General features: G+C 56.2%; 15 protein-coding genes. 4 read left to right on the forward strand and 11 right to left on the reverse strand.

Annotated features, from left to right (window positions below; all coding sequences use genetic code 11):
• Positions 1–198: 198 nt before the first annotated feature.
• From HV311_RS01235 to HV311_RS01245, 3 genes are read left to right on the forward strand one after another with little or no spacing between them, the layout of a single operon-like run.
• Positions 199–1266 carry an HlyD family secretion protein gene (locus tag HV311_RS01235; protein ID WP_049042423.1) on the forward strand — a complete coding sequence of 356 codons (1068 nt, stop codon included), beginning with the start codon at positions 199–201 and terminating at the stop codon, positions 1264–1266.
• Positions 1263–4010, forward strand: a complete 2748-nt coding sequence (gene rbbA / locus HV311_RS01240) for a ribosome-associated ATPase/putative transporter RbbA (RefSeq protein ID WP_169329697.1) — start codon at positions 1263–1265, stop codon at positions 4008–4010. The genes HV311_RS01235 and rbbA overlap by 4 nt, the downstream gene beginning before the upstream one ends.
• Positions 4010–5134 (forward strand): ABC transporter permease, encoded by a 1125-nt coding sequence (locus HV311_RS01245; RefSeq protein WP_016157684.1) that lies wholly within the window; start codon positions 4010–4012, stop codon positions 5132–5134. Before rbbA ends, HV311_RS01245 begins: the two co-directional genes overlap by 1 nt.
• Positions 5135–5213: 79 nt before the next feature.
• Here the strand turns inward: HV311_RS01245 and nikR are convergent, their stop codons facing one another.
• Both nikR and HV311_RS01255 read right to left on the reverse strand, forming a co-directional pair.
• A complete protein-coding gene (gene nikR / locus HV311_RS01250) occupies positions 5214–5615 on the reverse strand; it encodes a nickel-responsive transcriptional regulator NikR (protein ID WP_005121550.1) in 402 nt (133 codons plus the stop codon).
• 91 nt (positions 5616–5706) lie between these two features.
• On the reverse strand, positions 5707–6567 hold the full coding sequence (locus HV311_RS01255; RefSeq protein ID WP_049271824.1) for a LysR family transcriptional regulator: 861 nt from the start codon (positions 6565–6567) through the stop codon (positions 5707–5709).
• Positions 6568–6666: 99 nt separating this feature from the next.
• On the opposite strand from HV311_RS01255, the gene HV311_RS01260 reads away from it, so the two are divergent.
• A complete protein-coding gene (locus tag HV311_RS01260) occupies positions 6667–7173 on the forward strand; it encodes a phenolic acid decarboxylase (protein ID WP_016157682.1) in 507 nt (168 codons plus the stop codon).
• On the opposite strand, the gene acpT is transcribed toward HV311_RS01260, so the two are convergent.
• The 9 genes from acpT to HV311_RS01305 are packed head-to-tail and all read right to left on the reverse strand — an operon-like array spanning position 7165 to position 15337.
• Positions 7165–7755: a 4'-phosphopantetheinyl transferase AcpT gene (acpT, locus tag HV311_RS01265; protein WP_181636171.1), complete on the reverse strand. Its 591-nt coding sequence runs from the start codon at positions 7753–7755 to the stop codon at positions 7165–7167. The genes HV311_RS01260 and acpT overlap by 9 nt on opposite strands.
• A 1-nt stretch (position 7756) precedes the next feature.
• On the reverse strand, positions 7757–8986 hold the full coding sequence (locus HV311_RS01270) for a beta-ketoacyl-ACP synthase (RefSeq protein ID WP_016157680.1): 1230 nt from the start codon (positions 8984–8986) through the stop codon (positions 7757–7759).
• On the reverse strand, positions 8983–9714 hold the full coding sequence (locus HV311_RS01275) for a 3-ketoacyl-ACP reductase FabG2 (protein ID WP_103283355.1): 732 nt from the start codon (positions 9712–9714) through the stop codon (positions 8983–8985). The genes HV311_RS01270 and HV311_RS01275 overlap by 4 nt, the downstream gene beginning before the upstream one ends.
• A complete protein-coding gene (locus HV311_RS01280) occupies positions 9711–10187 on the reverse strand; it encodes an ApeP family dehydratase (protein WP_016154864.1) in 477 nt (158 codons plus the stop codon). Before HV311_RS01280 ends, HV311_RS01275 begins: the two co-directional genes overlap by 4 nt.
• Positions 10184–11353, reverse strand: coding sequence for a beta-ketoacyl-[acyl-carrier-protein] synthase family protein (locus tag HV311_RS01285; RefSeq protein WP_046274502.1), 1170 nt, complete (start codon positions 11351–11353; stop codon positions 10184–10186). The genes HV311_RS01280 and HV311_RS01285 overlap by 4 nt, the downstream gene beginning before the upstream one ends.
• A gap of 1 nt (position 11354) precedes the next feature.
• Positions 11355–12029, reverse strand: a complete 675-nt coding sequence (locus HV311_RS01290; protein ID WP_223952430.1) for a DUF3261 domain-containing protein — start codon at positions 12027–12029, stop codon at positions 11355–11357.
• Positions 12026–14344, reverse strand: a complete 2319-nt coding sequence (locus tag HV311_RS01295; RefSeq protein WP_191220628.1) for an MMPL family transporter — start codon at positions 14342–14344, stop codon at positions 12026–12028. The genes HV311_RS01290 and HV311_RS01295 overlap by 4 nt, the downstream gene beginning before the upstream one ends.
• A complete protein-coding gene (locus tag HV311_RS01300) occupies positions 14313–14918 on the reverse strand; it encodes a LolA family protein (protein WP_019078114.1) in 606 nt (201 codons plus the stop codon). The genes HV311_RS01295 and HV311_RS01300 overlap by 32 nt, the downstream gene beginning before the upstream one ends.
• Positions 14915–15337 (reverse strand): acyl-CoA thioesterase, encoded by a 423-nt coding sequence (locus tag HV311_RS01305; RefSeq protein ID WP_003827529.1) that lies wholly within the window; start codon positions 15335–15337, stop codon positions 14915–14917. Before HV311_RS01305 ends, HV311_RS01300 begins: the two co-directional genes overlap by 4 nt.
• Position 15338: the final 1 nt, after the last annotated feature.

Raw genomic sequence — 15338 nt, forward strand, 5'->3', positions numbered from 1 at the left:
GATGACAACATTACTACCCGATTTCACAGCATTTTCGTCATTCACTTCCTGCGCGGCGCAGGTTGCCTTAGCGCCTGTCCGCTCTCTGGCCATGGTTTCTTATTCCTTCTTATCCCGGATGGAATCTCCCGCTGAATAGCTATTCAGCGGGCTTTGTGACACGCATCGTTTGATAACAGGGATTACGGCGGGTCGAATATGGATAAGTTTAAGCGTCATGTGATGTGGTGGGGGGCGGGCATCCTGGTCGTGGTGGCCGCGATAGCATGGTGGATGCTCCGTCCTGCCGGAATACCGGAGGGGTTCGCAGCCAGCAACGGCAGAATTGAAGCCACCGAAGTGGATATTGCTACCAAGATTGCCGGGCGAATTGACACGATCCTTGTGTCGGAAGGGCAGTTCGTTCGTCAGGGCGAGGTGTTGGCGAAAATGGATACTCGCGTGCTGCAGGAGCAGCGGCTGGAAGCGATCGCGCAAATCAAAGAGGCCGAAAGCGCGGTGGCGGCGGCGCGAGCGCTGCTGGAACAGCGGCAAAGTGAAATGCGCGCCGCGCAGTCGGTAGTAAAACAGCGCGAGGCGGAGCTGCAGTCGGTTTCTAAACGCCACGTGCGTTCCCGTTCGCTATCCCAGCGTGGGGCCGTGTCTGAGCAACAACTGGATGACGATCGGGCCGCGGCAGAAAGCGCACGTGCGGCGCTGGAATCCGCAAAGGCGCAGGTCTCAGCGGCAAAAGCCGCAATTGAAGCCGCTCGCACCAGCATCATTCAGGCGCAAACCCGCGTAGAAGCTGCGCAGGCCACCGAACGTCGTATTGCGGCTGATATTGATGACAGCGAGCTGAAAGCCCCGCGCGATGGTCGCGTGCAGTACCGCGTTGCTGAGCCGGGTGAGGTGCTTTCTGCGGGTGGGCGCGTCCTGAATATGGTCGATCTCAGCGATGTCTACATGACGTTCTTCTTGCCTACCGAACAGGCTGGCTTACTGAAGATTGGCGGCGAAGCGCGCCTGGTGCTGGATGCCGCACCGGATCTGCGTGTTCCGGCGACCATCAGCTTTGTGGCAAGCGTTGCGCAGTTCACACCGAAAACGGTCGAAACCAGCGATGAGCGGCTGAAGCTGATGTTCCGCGTTAAAGCGCGTATCCCGCCAGAGCTATTGCAGCAGCATCTCGAGTACGTGAAAACCGGTCTGCCGGGCATGGCGTGGGTGCGTGTCGATGAAAATCGAGCCTGGCCTGACGACCTGATGGTGAGGTTGCCGCAATGACGCATCTGGCGCTGGTTCCTGTTCCTCCCGTGGCGCACCTTGACGGCGTGAGTCAGCATTACGGGAAAACGGTAGCGCTGAACAATATCACGCTGGATATCCCCGCCCGCTGTATGGTGGGGCTGATTGGCCCGGATGGCGTCGGAAAATCAAGCCTGCTGTCGCTCATCTCCGGTGCGCGTGTCATTGAACACGGTAACGTGATGGTGCTGGGCGGCGATATGCGCGACCCGAAACATCGCCGGGATGTCTGCCCACGCATTGCCTGGATGCCGCAGGGGTTGGGGAAAAACCTGTACCACACGCTGTCGGTGTATGAGAACGTCGATTTCTTTGCCCGGCTGTTTGGCCATGACAAAGCGGAGCGCGAAGCGCGGATTACCGAGCTGCTGAACAGCACCGGACTGGCGCCGTTTCGCGATCGTCCGGCCGGGAAACTCTCGGGTGGGATGAAGCAAAAGCTGGGGCTGTGCTGCGCGTTAATCCATGACCCGGAACTGTTAATTCTCGATGAACCTACCACCGGGGTCGACCCGCTGTCCCGCGCCCAGTTCTGGGATCTGATTAACAGCATTCGCCAGCGGCAGACCAACATGAGCGTGCTGGTTGCGACCGCCTACATGGAAGAAGCCGAGCGCTTTGACTGGCTGGTGGCGATGAACGCCGGGGAGGTGCTGGCCACCGGGAGCGCGCAGCAGCTACGCGAAAAAACCAACTCCGACACGCTGGAGCAGGCGTTTATCGCGCTGTTACCCGAAGCCCAGCGCCAGGCGCATAAGCCAGTGGTGATCCCGCCGTATCACGCTGAGCATGAAGAGATTGCCATCGAGGCGAAAGATCTGACCATGCGCTTCGGCAAGTTCGTGGCCGTTGACCACGTTAACTTTCGTATTCCGCGCGGGGAAATCTTCGGTTTTCTCGGCTCCAACGGCTGCGGTAAATCCACCACCATGAAAATGCTCACCGGGCTGCTACCCGCAAGTGAAGGTGAGGCGTGGCTGTTTGGGCAAGCGGTTGACCCGAAGAATATCGATACCCGTCGCCGGGTAGGTTATATGTCGCAGGCGTTTTCGCTCTACAGCGAGCTGACCGTACGGCAAAACCTCGAGCTACACGCGCGGTTGTTCCATATCCCCGAAGCAGAAATCCCGGGGCGGGTACAAGAGATGAGTGAGCGCTTTTCGCTGACCGAAGTCGAAGACGCGTTGCCCGGCGCGCTGCCGTTGGGGATCCGCCAACGCCTGTCGCTGGCGGTGGCGGTGATCCATCGCCCGGAGATGCTCATTCTCGATGAACCAACCTCCGGGGTCGATCCGGTGGCGAGAGACATGTTCTGGCAACTGATGGTCGATCTGTCGCGTCAGGATAAAGTGACCATTTTTATCTCCACCCATTTTATGAACGAAGCGGAGCGCTGCGACCGCATGTCGCTGATGCACGCCGGAAAAGTCCTGGCCAGCGGTACGCCGCAGGAGCTGGTGAAACAGCGTGGTGCCGCCAGTCTGGAAGAGGCGTTTATCTCCTGGTTACAGGAAGCGGCAGGTCCGGCGCCGGAGGCTCAGTTACCGCCAGCCAATGTCCCGGCAGTGCATGAAAACAGTCAGCCGCCGCACCAGGGATTTAGCCTGCGGCGCTTGTTCAGCTACAGCCGCCGCGAAGCGCTGGAGCTGCGACGTGACCCGGTACGTTCAACGCTGGCGCTGATGGGCACGGTGATCCTGATGCTGATCATGGGCTACGGCATCAGCATGGATGTGGAAAACCTGCGTTTTTCGGTGCTCGATCGTGACCAGACAGTCAGCAGCCAGGCGTGGACGCTGAATCTGGCGGGATCGCGCTATTTTATCGAGCAGCCGCCGCTCACCAGTTATGACGAGCTGGACAAACGGATGCGCTCGGGCGAAGTCGCGGTAGCCATAGAGATCCCGCCAAATTTTGGCCGCGATATCGCGCGTGGAACGCCGGTGAAGATTGGCGTCTGGGTCGATGGCGCAATGCCGAGCCGTGCGGAAACGGTCAGAGGTTACGTGCAGGCGATGCACCAGACCTGGCTGCAGGATGTGATGGCGCGTCAGCCAAATACCAGCGGGCAAAACGGATTGATGACCATTGAAACTCGCTATCGTTACAACCCGGATGTGAAAAGCCTGCCAGCGATTGTTCCGGCGGTGATCCCGCTGCTGTTGATGATGATCCCCTCCATGCTCAGCGCTCTGAGCGTGGTGCGTGAGAAAGAGCTGGGGTCGATTATCAACCTGTACGTGACGCCCACTACCCGCAGCGAGTTTTTACTCGGCAAGCAGTTGCCTTACATCGTGCTGGGCATGCTGAACTTCCTGCTGCTGTGCGCGCTGTCGGTGTTTGTATTCGGCGTCCCGCATAAGGGGAGTTTTGTGACCCTGACGCTGGCCGCGTTGCTGTACGTCACCATTGCCACCGGGCTGGGATTGTTAATTTCCACGTTTATGAAAAGTCAGATCGCCGCCATTTTTGGTACGGCGATTATTACGCTGATCCCGGCGACGCAGTTTTCCGGAATGATCGACCCGGTCGCCTCGCTGGAAGGGCCTGGACGGTGGATTGGCGAAATTTACCCGACCAGCCATTTTCTGACCATCGCGCGCGGGACGTTCTCTAAAGCGCTGGATCTGACCGATCTCTGGCCGCTGTTTATTCCGCTGGCGGTAGCCATTCCAGTGGTCATTGGTCTGAGCGTATTGCTGCTGAAAAAACAGGAGGGGTGATGCGCCGATTACGGAATATTTATAACCTCGGCATCAAAGAGTTACGCAGCCTGCTGGGTGACAAAGCGATGCTGACGCTGATCGTCTTCGCCTTCACGGTCTCGGTTTACTCTTCCGCGACCGTTCTGCCAGGGTCGCTGCACCTGGCGCCGATTGCCATTGCCGATATGGACCAGTCGCAGTTGTCGAATCGCATTGTGAACAGTTTTTATCGTCCGTGGTTTTTACCACCGGAGATGATTACCGCCGATGAGATGGATGCCGGGCTGGATGCCGGGCGCTATACCTTCGCTGTGAACATTCCGCCTGATTTTCAGCGCGATGTACTGGCCGGGCGGCAGCCGGATATTCAGGTTAACGTCGATGCCACGCGGATGAGCCAGGCCTTTACCGGCAACAGCTATATCCAGAATATCATCAGTGGCGAGGTGAACAGCTTTGTGTCGCGTTACCGCGATAACAGCGAGCTGCCGGTGGCGCTGGAAATGCGTATGCGCTTTAACCCTAATCTGGAACCCGCCCGCTTTGGCGCGGTGATGGCGATCATCAACAACATCACCATGCTGGCGATTGTGCTTACCGGGTCGGCGCTGATTCGCGAGCGTGAGCACGGGACCATTGAGCACCTGCTGGTAATGCCGGTGACGCCGTTTGAAATCATGATGGCAAAAATCTGGTCGATGGGGCTGGTGGTGCTGGTGGTTTCCGGTCTGTCGCTGATGCTGATGGTAAAAGGGGTGCTTGGCGTACCGATTGAAGGCTCGATACCGCTGTTTATGCTGGGAGTGGCGCTGAGCCTGTTCGCCACCACGTCAATCGGCATTTTTATGGGCACGCTGGCGCGCTCCATGCCACAACTGGGGCTGCTGATGATTCTGGTACTGCTGCCGTTACAGATGCTCTCCGGCGGCTCTACACCGCGTGAAAGCATGCCGCAGGCGGTGCAGGACATTATGCTGACGATGCCGACTACCCATTTTGTTAGCCTTGCGCAGGCGATTCTTTACCGCGGCGCAGGATTTAATATTGTCTGGCCGCAGTTCCTGACGCTGCTGGCGATTGGCAGTACGTTCTTCGTGATAGCGCTGCTGCGTTTCAGAAAGACGATTGGCACGATGGCGTAAATATTATTGCCGGGTGGCGGCTGCGCCTTATCCGGCCTACAAACGGAAACGAGTGTAGGCCGGGCAACATAACAGGCAATTACTCTTCTTTCGGCAGGCACTGCAGATGACCGTGGCGCACGCCGCGCTGGGAAATCACGTCATCGGCAAAATGCTGCACATCGCCCATGTCACCTTTTAGCACAGCGATTTCCAGACAGTCGTCATGGTTGATGTGCACGTGCAGCGTGGCGACTGATAAATCGTGGTGGTGATGTTGGGTGGAAACAATACGGCTCGCCAGGTCACGCTTCTCATGCTCATAAACATACGAGAGCACTGCGAATCCCTGAGTGCCGTGCTCCTGGGTGGTTTCCTGCGCCAGTGCGCCGCGCAGAATATCGCGGATCGCTTCGGAACGGTTGTTATAGCCACGGCGCTGGCTCAAGCTGTCGAGCGTTTCCAGTAAATCGTCATCGAGGGTAATGGTGACTCGTTGCATCTGCAATTAACCTTTCATGTGGCGCGTGGGCGCACAGGGAGTAAGGGGAATAGCGTATTTTGTAACACACGTCCGGCATCCGGGGAAAAGGTTAATGCTCTCGCAATAAACGCAGCAGGGTTGTTACCTGTTCATCCAGCGGCGCGAGCGTGTCTTTGACGATCAGATGCAGCGGGGTGGCACGGCGAGCGCCATGGCTTAACGGCAGCGGTCGTAATAGCCCCTGCTCAAGCTGCTGCTGAATTCGCTCCTCAGGCAACCAGCCGTAACCGACCTGATACATCACCGCCTCAATCGCGGCATCAATGGTCGAGAAGGTCCAGGCATCGCGCACCGCTTGCTGCGGGGTGTCGCGATCGGCAATGCGAATCAGCGGCCACGCGCGTAACGCGTCTTCATCCAGCGGCGCATCCAGCATGCAGAGCGGGTGATCGCGGTGGGCAACGGCCACGAAGTCAATATTCATCAGCCATTCGCCGCGGCCGGTGATATCCTGGCGTCGGGTCAGGACCATCACGTCCGCATCGGCATGCGCTGCCAGTCGATCGTCAGCATTCTCCAGCACTTCGGTCAAACGCACCTGCGTCTGCGGCCACGCCTGCTGAAACTGCTTGAGGATCGCGAACAGGCGTTTGCGTGGGAAGATGCTATCTACCATGAAATCCAGCCGCGTTCGCGTGCCGTTTTGCAATGTTGCTGCCCGGGTTTCCACCCATAAAAAGGCCTTCAGTAACGGTTTGACCTGGCCCAGCAGTAGCTCTCCCGCAGGGGTTAATACCGCCCTGCGACCTTCCGGCGTCAGCAGCGTCACGCCAAGCCGCTCCTGCAGTAGCGCCAGATTGTAACTCACCGAAGACTGGCTACGGTTGGTCTCTTCTGCAGCTTTCGCAAAGCTGCCCAGCTCCACGACTTTCTCCAGTAAGGCCCATTGCTCCAGCGTTGTCTTGTGCATAACTCATCTAAAAATTGAATGAATATGATGTAAACATAGCGTTATTCATCCAATTTTTGAAGCGGTAAGATCCTCGCATCAAGTAAGAGGAGAACGAATATGAGCACTTTTGATAAACATGATTTGAGCGGCTTTGTCGGCAAACATCTGGTCTATACCTACGATAATGGCTGGAATTACGAGATCTACGTGAAAAACGACACCACTCTGGATTACCGTATTCACAGCGGCATTGTGGGGAATCGTTGGGTGAAAGATCAGCGGGCGTACATTGTGCGGGTTGGCGAGAGTGTTTATAAAATTTCATGGACCGAACCGACCGGGACCGACGTCAGCCTGATCGTAAATCTGGGCGACAAACTCTTTCACGGCACCATCTTTTTCCCACGCTGGGTGATTAACAATCCGCAAAAAACGGTCTGTTTCCAGAATGACCATATTCCGCTGATGATGTCATATCGCGATGCGGGTCCGGCATATCCAACTGAGGTGATTGACGAGTTTGCGACCATCACCTTCGTGCGTGACTGTGGGGCGAATAATGACAGCGTTATTGCCTGTGCGGCGAGCGAATTGCCGGAAAACTTCCCGGAAAATTTACGCTAAGGCTTCCAGACGCTGCACGGCGTCTGCGGTCAGGGTAAACGGCGTGGGGGTACACACCGCCAGGCTCAGGGTATCGAGCTGGCACTGGCTGACTGAGAGTGAGGAGGTTAGCGCGGTGCTGTCGACACTGACAATTTGCCAGGCGCTGCCGCCACGCTGTTTCACGATAGCTTCTTTACGCGTCCAGATGCGCCAGAACGCCGCCAGCTGTTGCTCCGGGCGTTCGGCCTCAACTTCGGCATGTTCCCTGAGACTGAACACCGTATTTGCCAGCGTCTGCCAGTTATCGCGCGGGCGAACGACTTCAATATCACAGCCGACTTCCCCTTCGTCGCTGAGCAGCAGGGCAATATCATCACCGCTGTGGCTGAGATTGAACCACAGCGGTGTGTCAGCGGAAAAGGCCGGTTTTCCTTGCTCGCTGTAGACGATGTCCGGTAATGGCGAAAGAGTATGGGAAAGCAGCACGCGACCTGCCAGCCAGCGCGCACGACGAGCGCCTTGCGGGGCCTGATCATGCAATGCGGCAGGCAGTGTGCCAGCGCTTAAAACAGAAACTTTCCCAAGAACGATCCGGTACATATCAGGGCCAACGTTTAATGATGATAGAAGTATTTATGCCGCCAAACGCAAAGTTATTGCTCTGCAAAAATTCGCAATCAATCTTGCGGGCTTTACCCATAATGTAATCCAGCGCTCCACAATTAGCATCTGGCTGACTCAAATTTAGCGTAGGCGCAAACCAGCCTTCTCGCATCATTTGCAGACTCATCCAGGCCTCTAGTGCGCCACAAGCGCCAAGGGTATGTCCAAAATAGCTTTTAAGCGAGGATAGCGGCACATTATCACCATAAATTGCAGCGGTTGCCTGACTTTCTGCAATATCACCGCGATCGGTTGCGGTACCGTGCGCTGAAATATATCCGATATCACGGGCGCTAATACCGGCCATATTCAGCGATTTTTCCATGCAAATCTGCATTGTTTCGCGCTGTGGCTGGGTGATATGGGCAGCATCGCAGTTAGTGGCAAAGCTAACGATTTCACCATAAATCGTTGCTCCGCGCGCTTTAGCGTGTTCCAGCTCTTCCAGCACCAGCGTACCTGCGCCTTCTCCGATGACCAGACCATCGCGTTTTTCATCGAACGGGGAGGGGGTGGTTTTCGGCTCGTCGTTGCGCTGGCTAGTAGCGAACAGTGTATCAAACACGGCGGCTTCGGAAGGACACAGTTCTTCTGCACCGCCGGCGACCATCACTGTTTGATAACCGTGCCGAATGGCTTCCCATGCGTAACCAATTGCCTGGCTACCGGATGTGCAGGCGCTGGATGTCGGAATGACTCGCCCCCGAAGACCAAAAAATAATCCAGTGTTAACGGCAGTGGTGTGCGGCATCATTTGCACGTAGGTCGTGCCGGTGATGTTATTAGTATGCTTCTCGGTCAGCATGGTCGCGAACTCGCTCACTGGACCGGTACTACCGGTTGATGAACCATAAGCGATCCCGGTTTCACCATTAGTCAGTACCCGATCGCCAATCAGCCCGGCCTGCTCAAGCGCCAGCTCTGTTGCGCGGGTGGACATCAGCGATACGCGACCCATGGCGCGAATTCGCTTGCGGGTATAGTGTTCCGGCAGAGTGAAGTCGTCGATCGGCGCACCCAGCAGTGTGTGCAGTCCGTCATAAACCTGCCACTCCGGCATTTTGCGTACCGCATTTTCATATGCCAATAACCTGGCGGAGACAGCCTGCCAGTTTTCCCCAAAGGCGGTGACGCCGCCCATGCCTGTAATCACGACACGACGTGTCATAACATCCCTCCATTGATGGAAATCACCTGGCGAGTTACATAGCCCGCCACATCCGACATTAAATAACTGGCAAGCCCGGCCACTTCTTCAGCCTGACCTATCCGTTTCATGGGGATCATCGACATCGCCTCTTTCAATGCGGCTTCTTCCATCTCGATCATCCCGGTATCAATGAGTCCCGGTGCAATGCAGTTTACGGTAATTTTGCGTTTTGCCAGTTCGATGGCCAGCGCTTTAGTGGCACCAATAATTCCGGCTTTTGCCGCACTGTAATTGACCTGACCGCGGTTGCCCATCACGCCCGAAACCGAAGACAGTGTGATGATACGGCCCCCCTTGCGTGCGCTGATCATCGGCATAATGCACGGATGAATGACGTTGTAAAAGCTGTCGAGGTTGGTATGGATCACCGCATCCCAGTCGTTATCACTGAGCGCAGGGAAAGCGGCATCACGAGTGACCCCTGCGTTGCTAACAATGCCGTACCATGCGCCGTTTGCCTCAATATCTTGCAACAGTATTTCACGGCACTGCTCGCGATTGGCAACATCAAATGTCAACAGGCGCCCTGCGCCGCCAGCGGCGAGGATAGCATCCAGCGTTTCTTGTGCTCCTTGCACATCGCGATGATAGTGTACGCCGACCACAAAACCGTCCGCGGCCAGTTGTCTGGCGATGGCGCGACCGATACCTTTGCTGGCACCCGTAACTAAAACTGAACGGCTCATGTGGACGCTCCTTGTTGAAATAGCGTGTTAATTTCTTCTGATGTCGGCTGGAAGGTGTTGACGCGACCGGTTGCCAACGTCTCGTTGTCTGCCTGGATGGCACATTCAAAGCTACCGAATCGTGCATCCTGCATCAGCAATTTGACATGGATGCTCAGCTTCTTCCCGGCAGGCAGAACACCTGTGGCACAGACTAACTCACGTGCGCCCAGTACCATGCCTAACGTAATACTCGCCTGACCTTGTTGCTGGCGGTGCCAGCCAGACCAGACGCCAATGGTCTGCGCCATCAGTTCCAGTGCGAACCAGCCAGGTAGATTGCCATCGGGGTCGAGGAAAGGGGCCAGTACGCTGTTTGCTGATACCGTCACGTGGCAGATGGCGGTTTCGTCCGCCACACTGACGACCTCTTCAAGGAGCAGCATTGGCGCATCATGCGGCAAATAGTCGCCCGGTGATAAATAGTGGCTCATGAGATTCTCCCGAGCAGGATGCTGGCATTATTACCGCCGAAGGCAAACGAATTTGACAAGATAACCGGGCGAGTCAGCGACTGCGGCTGTTCAATGATGCCGCAGGCTGGCAATGTTTCATCGCGTGGTGACTGGCTAAAATCCTGCGGTGGTAGCGGCAGGTCGCGTTGCAGAATCAACACACCGATAGCTGCTTCGGTGATCCCCGCGGCACCCAGTGTGTGCCCGGTCAGGTGTTTGGTTGAACTGCACGGGACCGTTTCGCCAAATAGCGCGCTCACGACGTTGGACTCAATCTGATCGTTTAGCGGTGTGGCGGTACCGTGCAGATTGATATAGCCCACGTGTTCCGGCGTCATTCCTGCGTCGTTAAGTGCCTGGTCGATGGCGCGAATGGCACCTTCCCCCTGTGGATGGGGAGCCGAAATATGGTACGCGTCGCTGGATTCGCCGACGCCAAGGAGCGCGATAGGCTGTGGCTCGCGGGTTAATACCATCAAGGCGGCGCCTTCGCCAATGGTGATCCCACAACGGTCACGGCCAAACGGCTGACACAGCGTTGGGGAGAGTGATTCCAGACTGTGGAATCCGTTGATTGGCATTCGGCTTAGCGTATCCGCACCGCCGACAATGGCGATATCGACCAGACCAGATTCGATCAAACGACGTCCGCTCATAATAGCCCTTGCACTGGACGAGCAGGCGGTTGAGAGCGTAAAGGCCGGGCCATCCAGCGCCAGCCAGTGGCTAAGAAAACGCGACGGATCGCCTAGTTCCTGTTGCGGATAGCGCCAGTCAGTGCTCTCTTTGCCGTTGAGCATCAAATCAACGTGAACGTCACCCTCATCCAGGCCGGAGGTGCTGGTGCCGAGAACAACAGCAATACGATCGCGACCAAATCGGGCGATAGCGTCGTCCACCTGCGGCTGGATTTGCATCAGTGCTGCCAGCAATAGCTGGTTGTTGCGCGAACGATGAGCGCTAAAGTGCTGAGGAATAGCGGGTAACTCACCGTCAACGCCTGCTAACACGGCGGATGGGTGTCCTTGCAGCCAGCCCGTGCGCGGGCGCATTCCCGGCGCTATGCCACGAGTGAGGTTGGCTGCGATTTCATCAGTGTTATTGCCCAACGCGTTAATCATGCCAACGGCAGAAATGTAGATCATCTCAGTCACCCAGATATTGAATGGTGATGTGGTATTTAAAAACGTGCTGCTCAATGCTGATCGGTTCGCGTTTTCCTCTTCGATTCAGATACGTGATTTCCGTGACCACTTTGCCGCGTGCATTGCGCAGCTCACGCTTATCACCCGTATCGACGAGCGTCCAGCCTGTGGGTAATTGCGGTTGCCAGGTGCTAATCGGCCAATGGCTAAGCATCACGTCAGCCAGCACCTGGCTGGCTGGCGGCAATTGTGGAACGATGATCGATTGCTCGGTGTGCAGTCCTTTTTCATCGTAAGTCACGAGGAACAGGCGAATGCCGACTGATGACAGCCCGGCAAGTGTGATTTTCTTGTCATCAGCATTGAGCATGACCAACAGTGACTGAGTTTTGCCGTTAAAACTTCCGGTTAGTAGTTGTTGCGAATTCACCGCGGGAGAAATACCCGGAGCAGGTAGCGTTACACGAGTACCCGGCTCTAACCAGGCTTGCGGGCGGCCTTTCTGTTCCGGCTGTGAGTGGCTGCAACCTGCCAGCAGCAACGTGGCGACGAGCAGGCCCCGTCGGATGGCGCTGCGCTTATCCGGTCTACAAATGGTGTGCTGACGTAGATCGGATAAGGCAATGCCGCCATTCTGCAAAAGCCCACTCAACCAACGAAATATCGGTTTACTCATCGTTTTTTCTTCTCTCTTTTCGTTGGCATCGCCAGCGGTGACAGCAAAAATGCGGTGAAAATACCGCTTACTAGCACAATGCCAAAACTGCTGATTGCCTGAGTGGCACTAAAGACCAGCATGCCGAGCGTCAGGAGCGTGGTCATCATCGCCAGCGTGATAGCCAGCAGCGACGTCAGTGGCGTACCGCGTGGATTACTGAAAAACAGCGTGTAGTTAATGCCAATTCCCAGTACCAGCACCAGTGCCAGCAGCGAGAACAAGTTGAGCGCATGACCGCTCAGGGCCAGTACTGCCAGACCACAACCTAAAGACAGCACTGAGGGCACCAGGCTAATTAAGCCCTTACGCCAGCCAAGCCGAATGATGGCGCCACAGGCAATCACCGCCAGCGCAATGCACAGCAGGCCGGTCAGAATATGGCGATAAAGGGCAAACAGGTTGTCAAAGCTGCTCTTGCGATCCACCCACGCCACGCCGGAATATTTCACGCTGAGCGTATTTAAAGCATCACTTTGTTTCACCCCTTCAACGGGAACCAATACGCTGCTTTCGCCATCAGCCAGAGACAGCCATAGCAAGCGCCAGCCTTCACTGGCTGGGCTGGCAAGCCAGGCATCGACGGTTACAGGCATGGCGCTAAGATCGGGGTTCACCGTTGCCAGCCCGGCGTTGTTTAGGGCTTTCGTGATGGCGGGAGAAGCATCTTTTAGCAGAGAGAGATCCTGGTGTTGCCGGGCGAGTGAATTGAGCGGAATAGTGCGATATCCGCTGAGTAACCCGTCTTTTTTTGCCTGTTCCAGCGCGGGGGTAAAGGTTTCCAGCCGCTCCAGCGTTTGCTGAGCGGATTTGCCGTACACCACAAACCACTTCTGGTCGACGCTTTGCCCGGTCAGGGCGGTAATCGCTTTTTCCTGAGCGAGAATTTCCTGCGGCAGCGCCTGTAACTGGGAGATATCATCATCTACGCGCAGCGTCGCTATTCCTGCCAGCGAGAACAACGCCAGTGCCACCGGCAGGCCAACGGAGAGTTTTTTATTGCGTCGCCATGCAGCAAGCCAGCGTAGCATGAGTACCATTGCCGGCACCGGGCGTACCGGCAACCGACGACACAACCACGGGTGCCAGAAAATGACCGTCAGGCAGGAGGCACTCAGACCTACCGCCGCGAATACCGCCATCTGGCGAATACCGGGGAAGGGGGCCAGCATCATAATCAGATAAGCCGCTACGGTGGTGAGTAGCGCCAGGAGCAGGGCATTGCGCACTTTGGCAAGGCTTTGCCATGGCGATGTTTCCGCACCGTGCACCATCCGTTCGGTCAAATAGTAGAGCGTATAGTCGGCGGAAATACCGATGATGCTCATGCTCATCACCAGCGTCATCAGATGGAGCTCGCCAAAAATCAGCAGCGTGACGACGGTCCCCGCCAGCGCACCAATGCCAATCGAAATCAGGCACAGCAGCAGCGGACGCAGCGAACGAAATACAGCCACGATGAGCAGGATCACCCCGAGCACAGTGGCTATGCCGAGAGTAGAGATATCTTTTTTCGCCTGCTGGCTGGCGTAATCGCTATAGAACAGCGTCCCGCGAGACAGCAGTTGAGCCTGTGGATAGTGGGCTTTGAGCTCACCTTCCAGCGTATTCAACGTGGTGACCAATTGGTGCGTCTGTTGCATATCAAACGATGAACCGGTCAGTTCGCCATGTAACAGATACCAATAGTTGCCTTGTTCATCCTGGGTGACCAGCCAGCCGTCCATCAGGCGCAGACGCTGCCCAGTTTTGGCCATGGCCAGCTGCGAGCCACGCATCAGCATGAAGGGATCGTTTTGTAGCTCTTTGCCACTGACGCCAGAGAATGCGGAGTAAAGTTGGGACAGGATCCACTGGCCCTGCGCTTCGCCGCCGTTTTGCAGCCGGGCGCGGGTCTCGTTATCTATCAGGCCGTTACGATGTTGCCAGAAGAATGCCCCCCAGGCCTGCTGGCTGTCGGCATCCATTGGACCTTTTACCTGGGCTAGCGCGTGCGATTTTTGCAGTAAAGCCAGCCAGTCCCGGGCTATCGCTGGGTCCGGTTGCTTACCGGGACTTACCAGCCAGACCACCTGACGGTCAAGGCGCTGCATAAATCCCTCGTTCAGACCCGGAGGTATAGCGCCCAGCGTCTGCTTTGGCAACATGGCCAGCACGCTGCTGTTAAGGCGGGCCTGAGGTAGCAGCGTCAGAAAGATGCCCAGCAGAAGCAGGCAGATGACTCCCCATAACAGCGCGGGACGTTTACTGGGCGGCAAAGCGTTGGCGTTCGTCATCGGTCAGTTGCGCTGGCGTTAGTTGGTGTTGGGAAAGCGCGATATCGGTGCGATCGCCCTGTTTATCATTGAGCTGAATGCTCTCCAGGTAGGTCTTTCCTGCTAAATCAATCGTCGCAAAAATCTTATCCAGCGGTGTGGTGATTGGCGTCAGGCGTAGCGTCCAGCGACCTTCTCCTAAGTCTGCGAACTCCACGCGGAAGTTTTGTTCCAGCACTTTACGATCCGCCTGGAATAACGCCCGCAGCAGATGATTAAACTGGAACATTTGCGGGTTATTCTCAGCGGTAACGGTCTGCGGTGGTTGACCGTTAATTGCCTGAACCATCCGTTTGTCATCCAGCAGCAGCTGCATCGGGAACGGGGACGTTTGATCCCACAGCAACCCCTTGTCGCGGGCGATCAACATCTTGCCCTGAGATCGCAGCGGTTGTGGTAGATCCTTTATCGTCCGGGTTTGATCGAAGTGGGCGCGAACCACCGGTTGCTCGGTAAAACGCTGTTGTAGGGAGTCGAGCGTCAGGGCACTGACGAAAGGGCTGACGAGCAGCACGAGCAATGGCCATAATTTCATGGTGTCACTCCCATCCGTTCAAACAGAATATCCGGGCTGACAAAGCACAGTTCACGGCTTTTTTCGTCGACGGCGACCTGGATGGTGTAGCCTGTTGTAGCACGTTTACCTGTTTCGGCATCAAAAATTTCGTAGCCGATTCGCAGGCGATTTTCGTACTCTTTAATTTGGGCGCGTACACGGATACGCTGCTCGAAAGTCAGCGCATTGCGATACTTCACCCGAGTGTCGACCACGGGCCACAGATAGCCAGATTCTTTCATCTGCCGATAGCCATAATCGAATTGGTTCAGCAGTGCCTCACGGGCAATCTCGAAGTAACGGAAGTAGTTACCATGCCACGCTACGCCCATCATATCGACGTCGTGAAACGGAATAGTTAGCTCGACTTCAGCCGTAAAACGGGGATCGTTAAGCACC

This window comes from Citrobacter sp. RHBSTW-00881 (assembly GCF_013728515.1).
Taxonomy (GTDB): domain Bacteria; phylum Pseudomonadota; class Gammaproteobacteria; order Enterobacterales; family Enterobacteriaceae; genus Citrobacter; species Citrobacter braakii.

Bases quoted from the DNA above. Each gene is read 5' to 3' on its own strand.
- HV311_RS01235 (WP_049042423.1), top strand. From the start codon at position 199: ATGGATAAGTTTAAGCGTCATGTGATGTGGTGGGGGGCGGGCATCCTG.
- rbbA (WP_169329697.1), top strand. From the start codon at position 1,263: ATGACGCATCTGGCGCTGGTTCCTGTTCCTCCCGTGGCGCACCTTGAC.
- HV311_RS01245 (WP_016157684.1), top strand. From the start codon at position 4,010: ATGCGCCGATTACGGAATATTTATAACCTCGGCATCAAAGAGTTACGC.
- nikR (WP_005121550.1), bottom strand. From the start codon at position 5,615: ATGCAACGAGTCACCATTACCCTCGATGACGATTTACTGGAAACGCTC.
- HV311_RS01255 (WP_049271824.1), bottom strand. From the start codon at position 6,567: ATGCACAAGACAACGCTGGAGCAATGGGCCTTACTGGAGAAAGTCGTG.
- HV311_RS01260 (WP_016157682.1), top strand. From the start codon at position 6,667: ATGAGCACTTTTGATAAACATGATTTGAGCGGCTTTGTCGGCAAACAT.
- acpT (WP_181636171.1), bottom strand. From the start codon at position 7,755: ATGTACCGGATCGTTCTTGGGAAAGTTTCTGTTTTAAGCGCTGGCACA.
- HV311_RS01270 (WP_016157680.1), bottom strand. From the start codon at position 8,986: ATGACACGTCGTGTCGTGATTACAGGCATGGGCGGCGTCACCGCCTTT.
- HV311_RS01275 (WP_103283355.1), bottom strand. From the start codon at position 9,714: ATGAGCCGTTCAGTTTTAGTTACGGGTGCCAGCAAAGGTATCGGTCGC.
- HV311_RS01280 (WP_016154864.1), bottom strand. From the start codon at position 10,187: ATGAGCCACTATTTATCACCGGGCGACTATTTGCCGCATGATGCGCCA.
- HV311_RS01285 (WP_046274502.1), bottom strand. From the start codon at position 11,353: ATGATCTACATTTCTGCCGTTGGCATGATTAACGCGTTGGGCAATAAC.
- HV311_RS01290 (WP_223952430.1), bottom strand. From the start codon at position 12,029: ATGAGTAAACCGATATTTCGTTGGTTGAGTGGGCTTTTGCAGAATGGC.
- HV311_RS01295 (WP_191220628.1), bottom strand. From the start codon at position 14,344: ATGACGAACGCCAACGCTTTGCCGCCCAGTAAACGTCCCGCGCTGTTA.
- HV311_RS01300 (WP_019078114.1), bottom strand. From the start codon at position 14,918: ATGAAATTATGGCCATTGCTCGTGCTGCTCGTCAGCCCTTTCGTCAGT.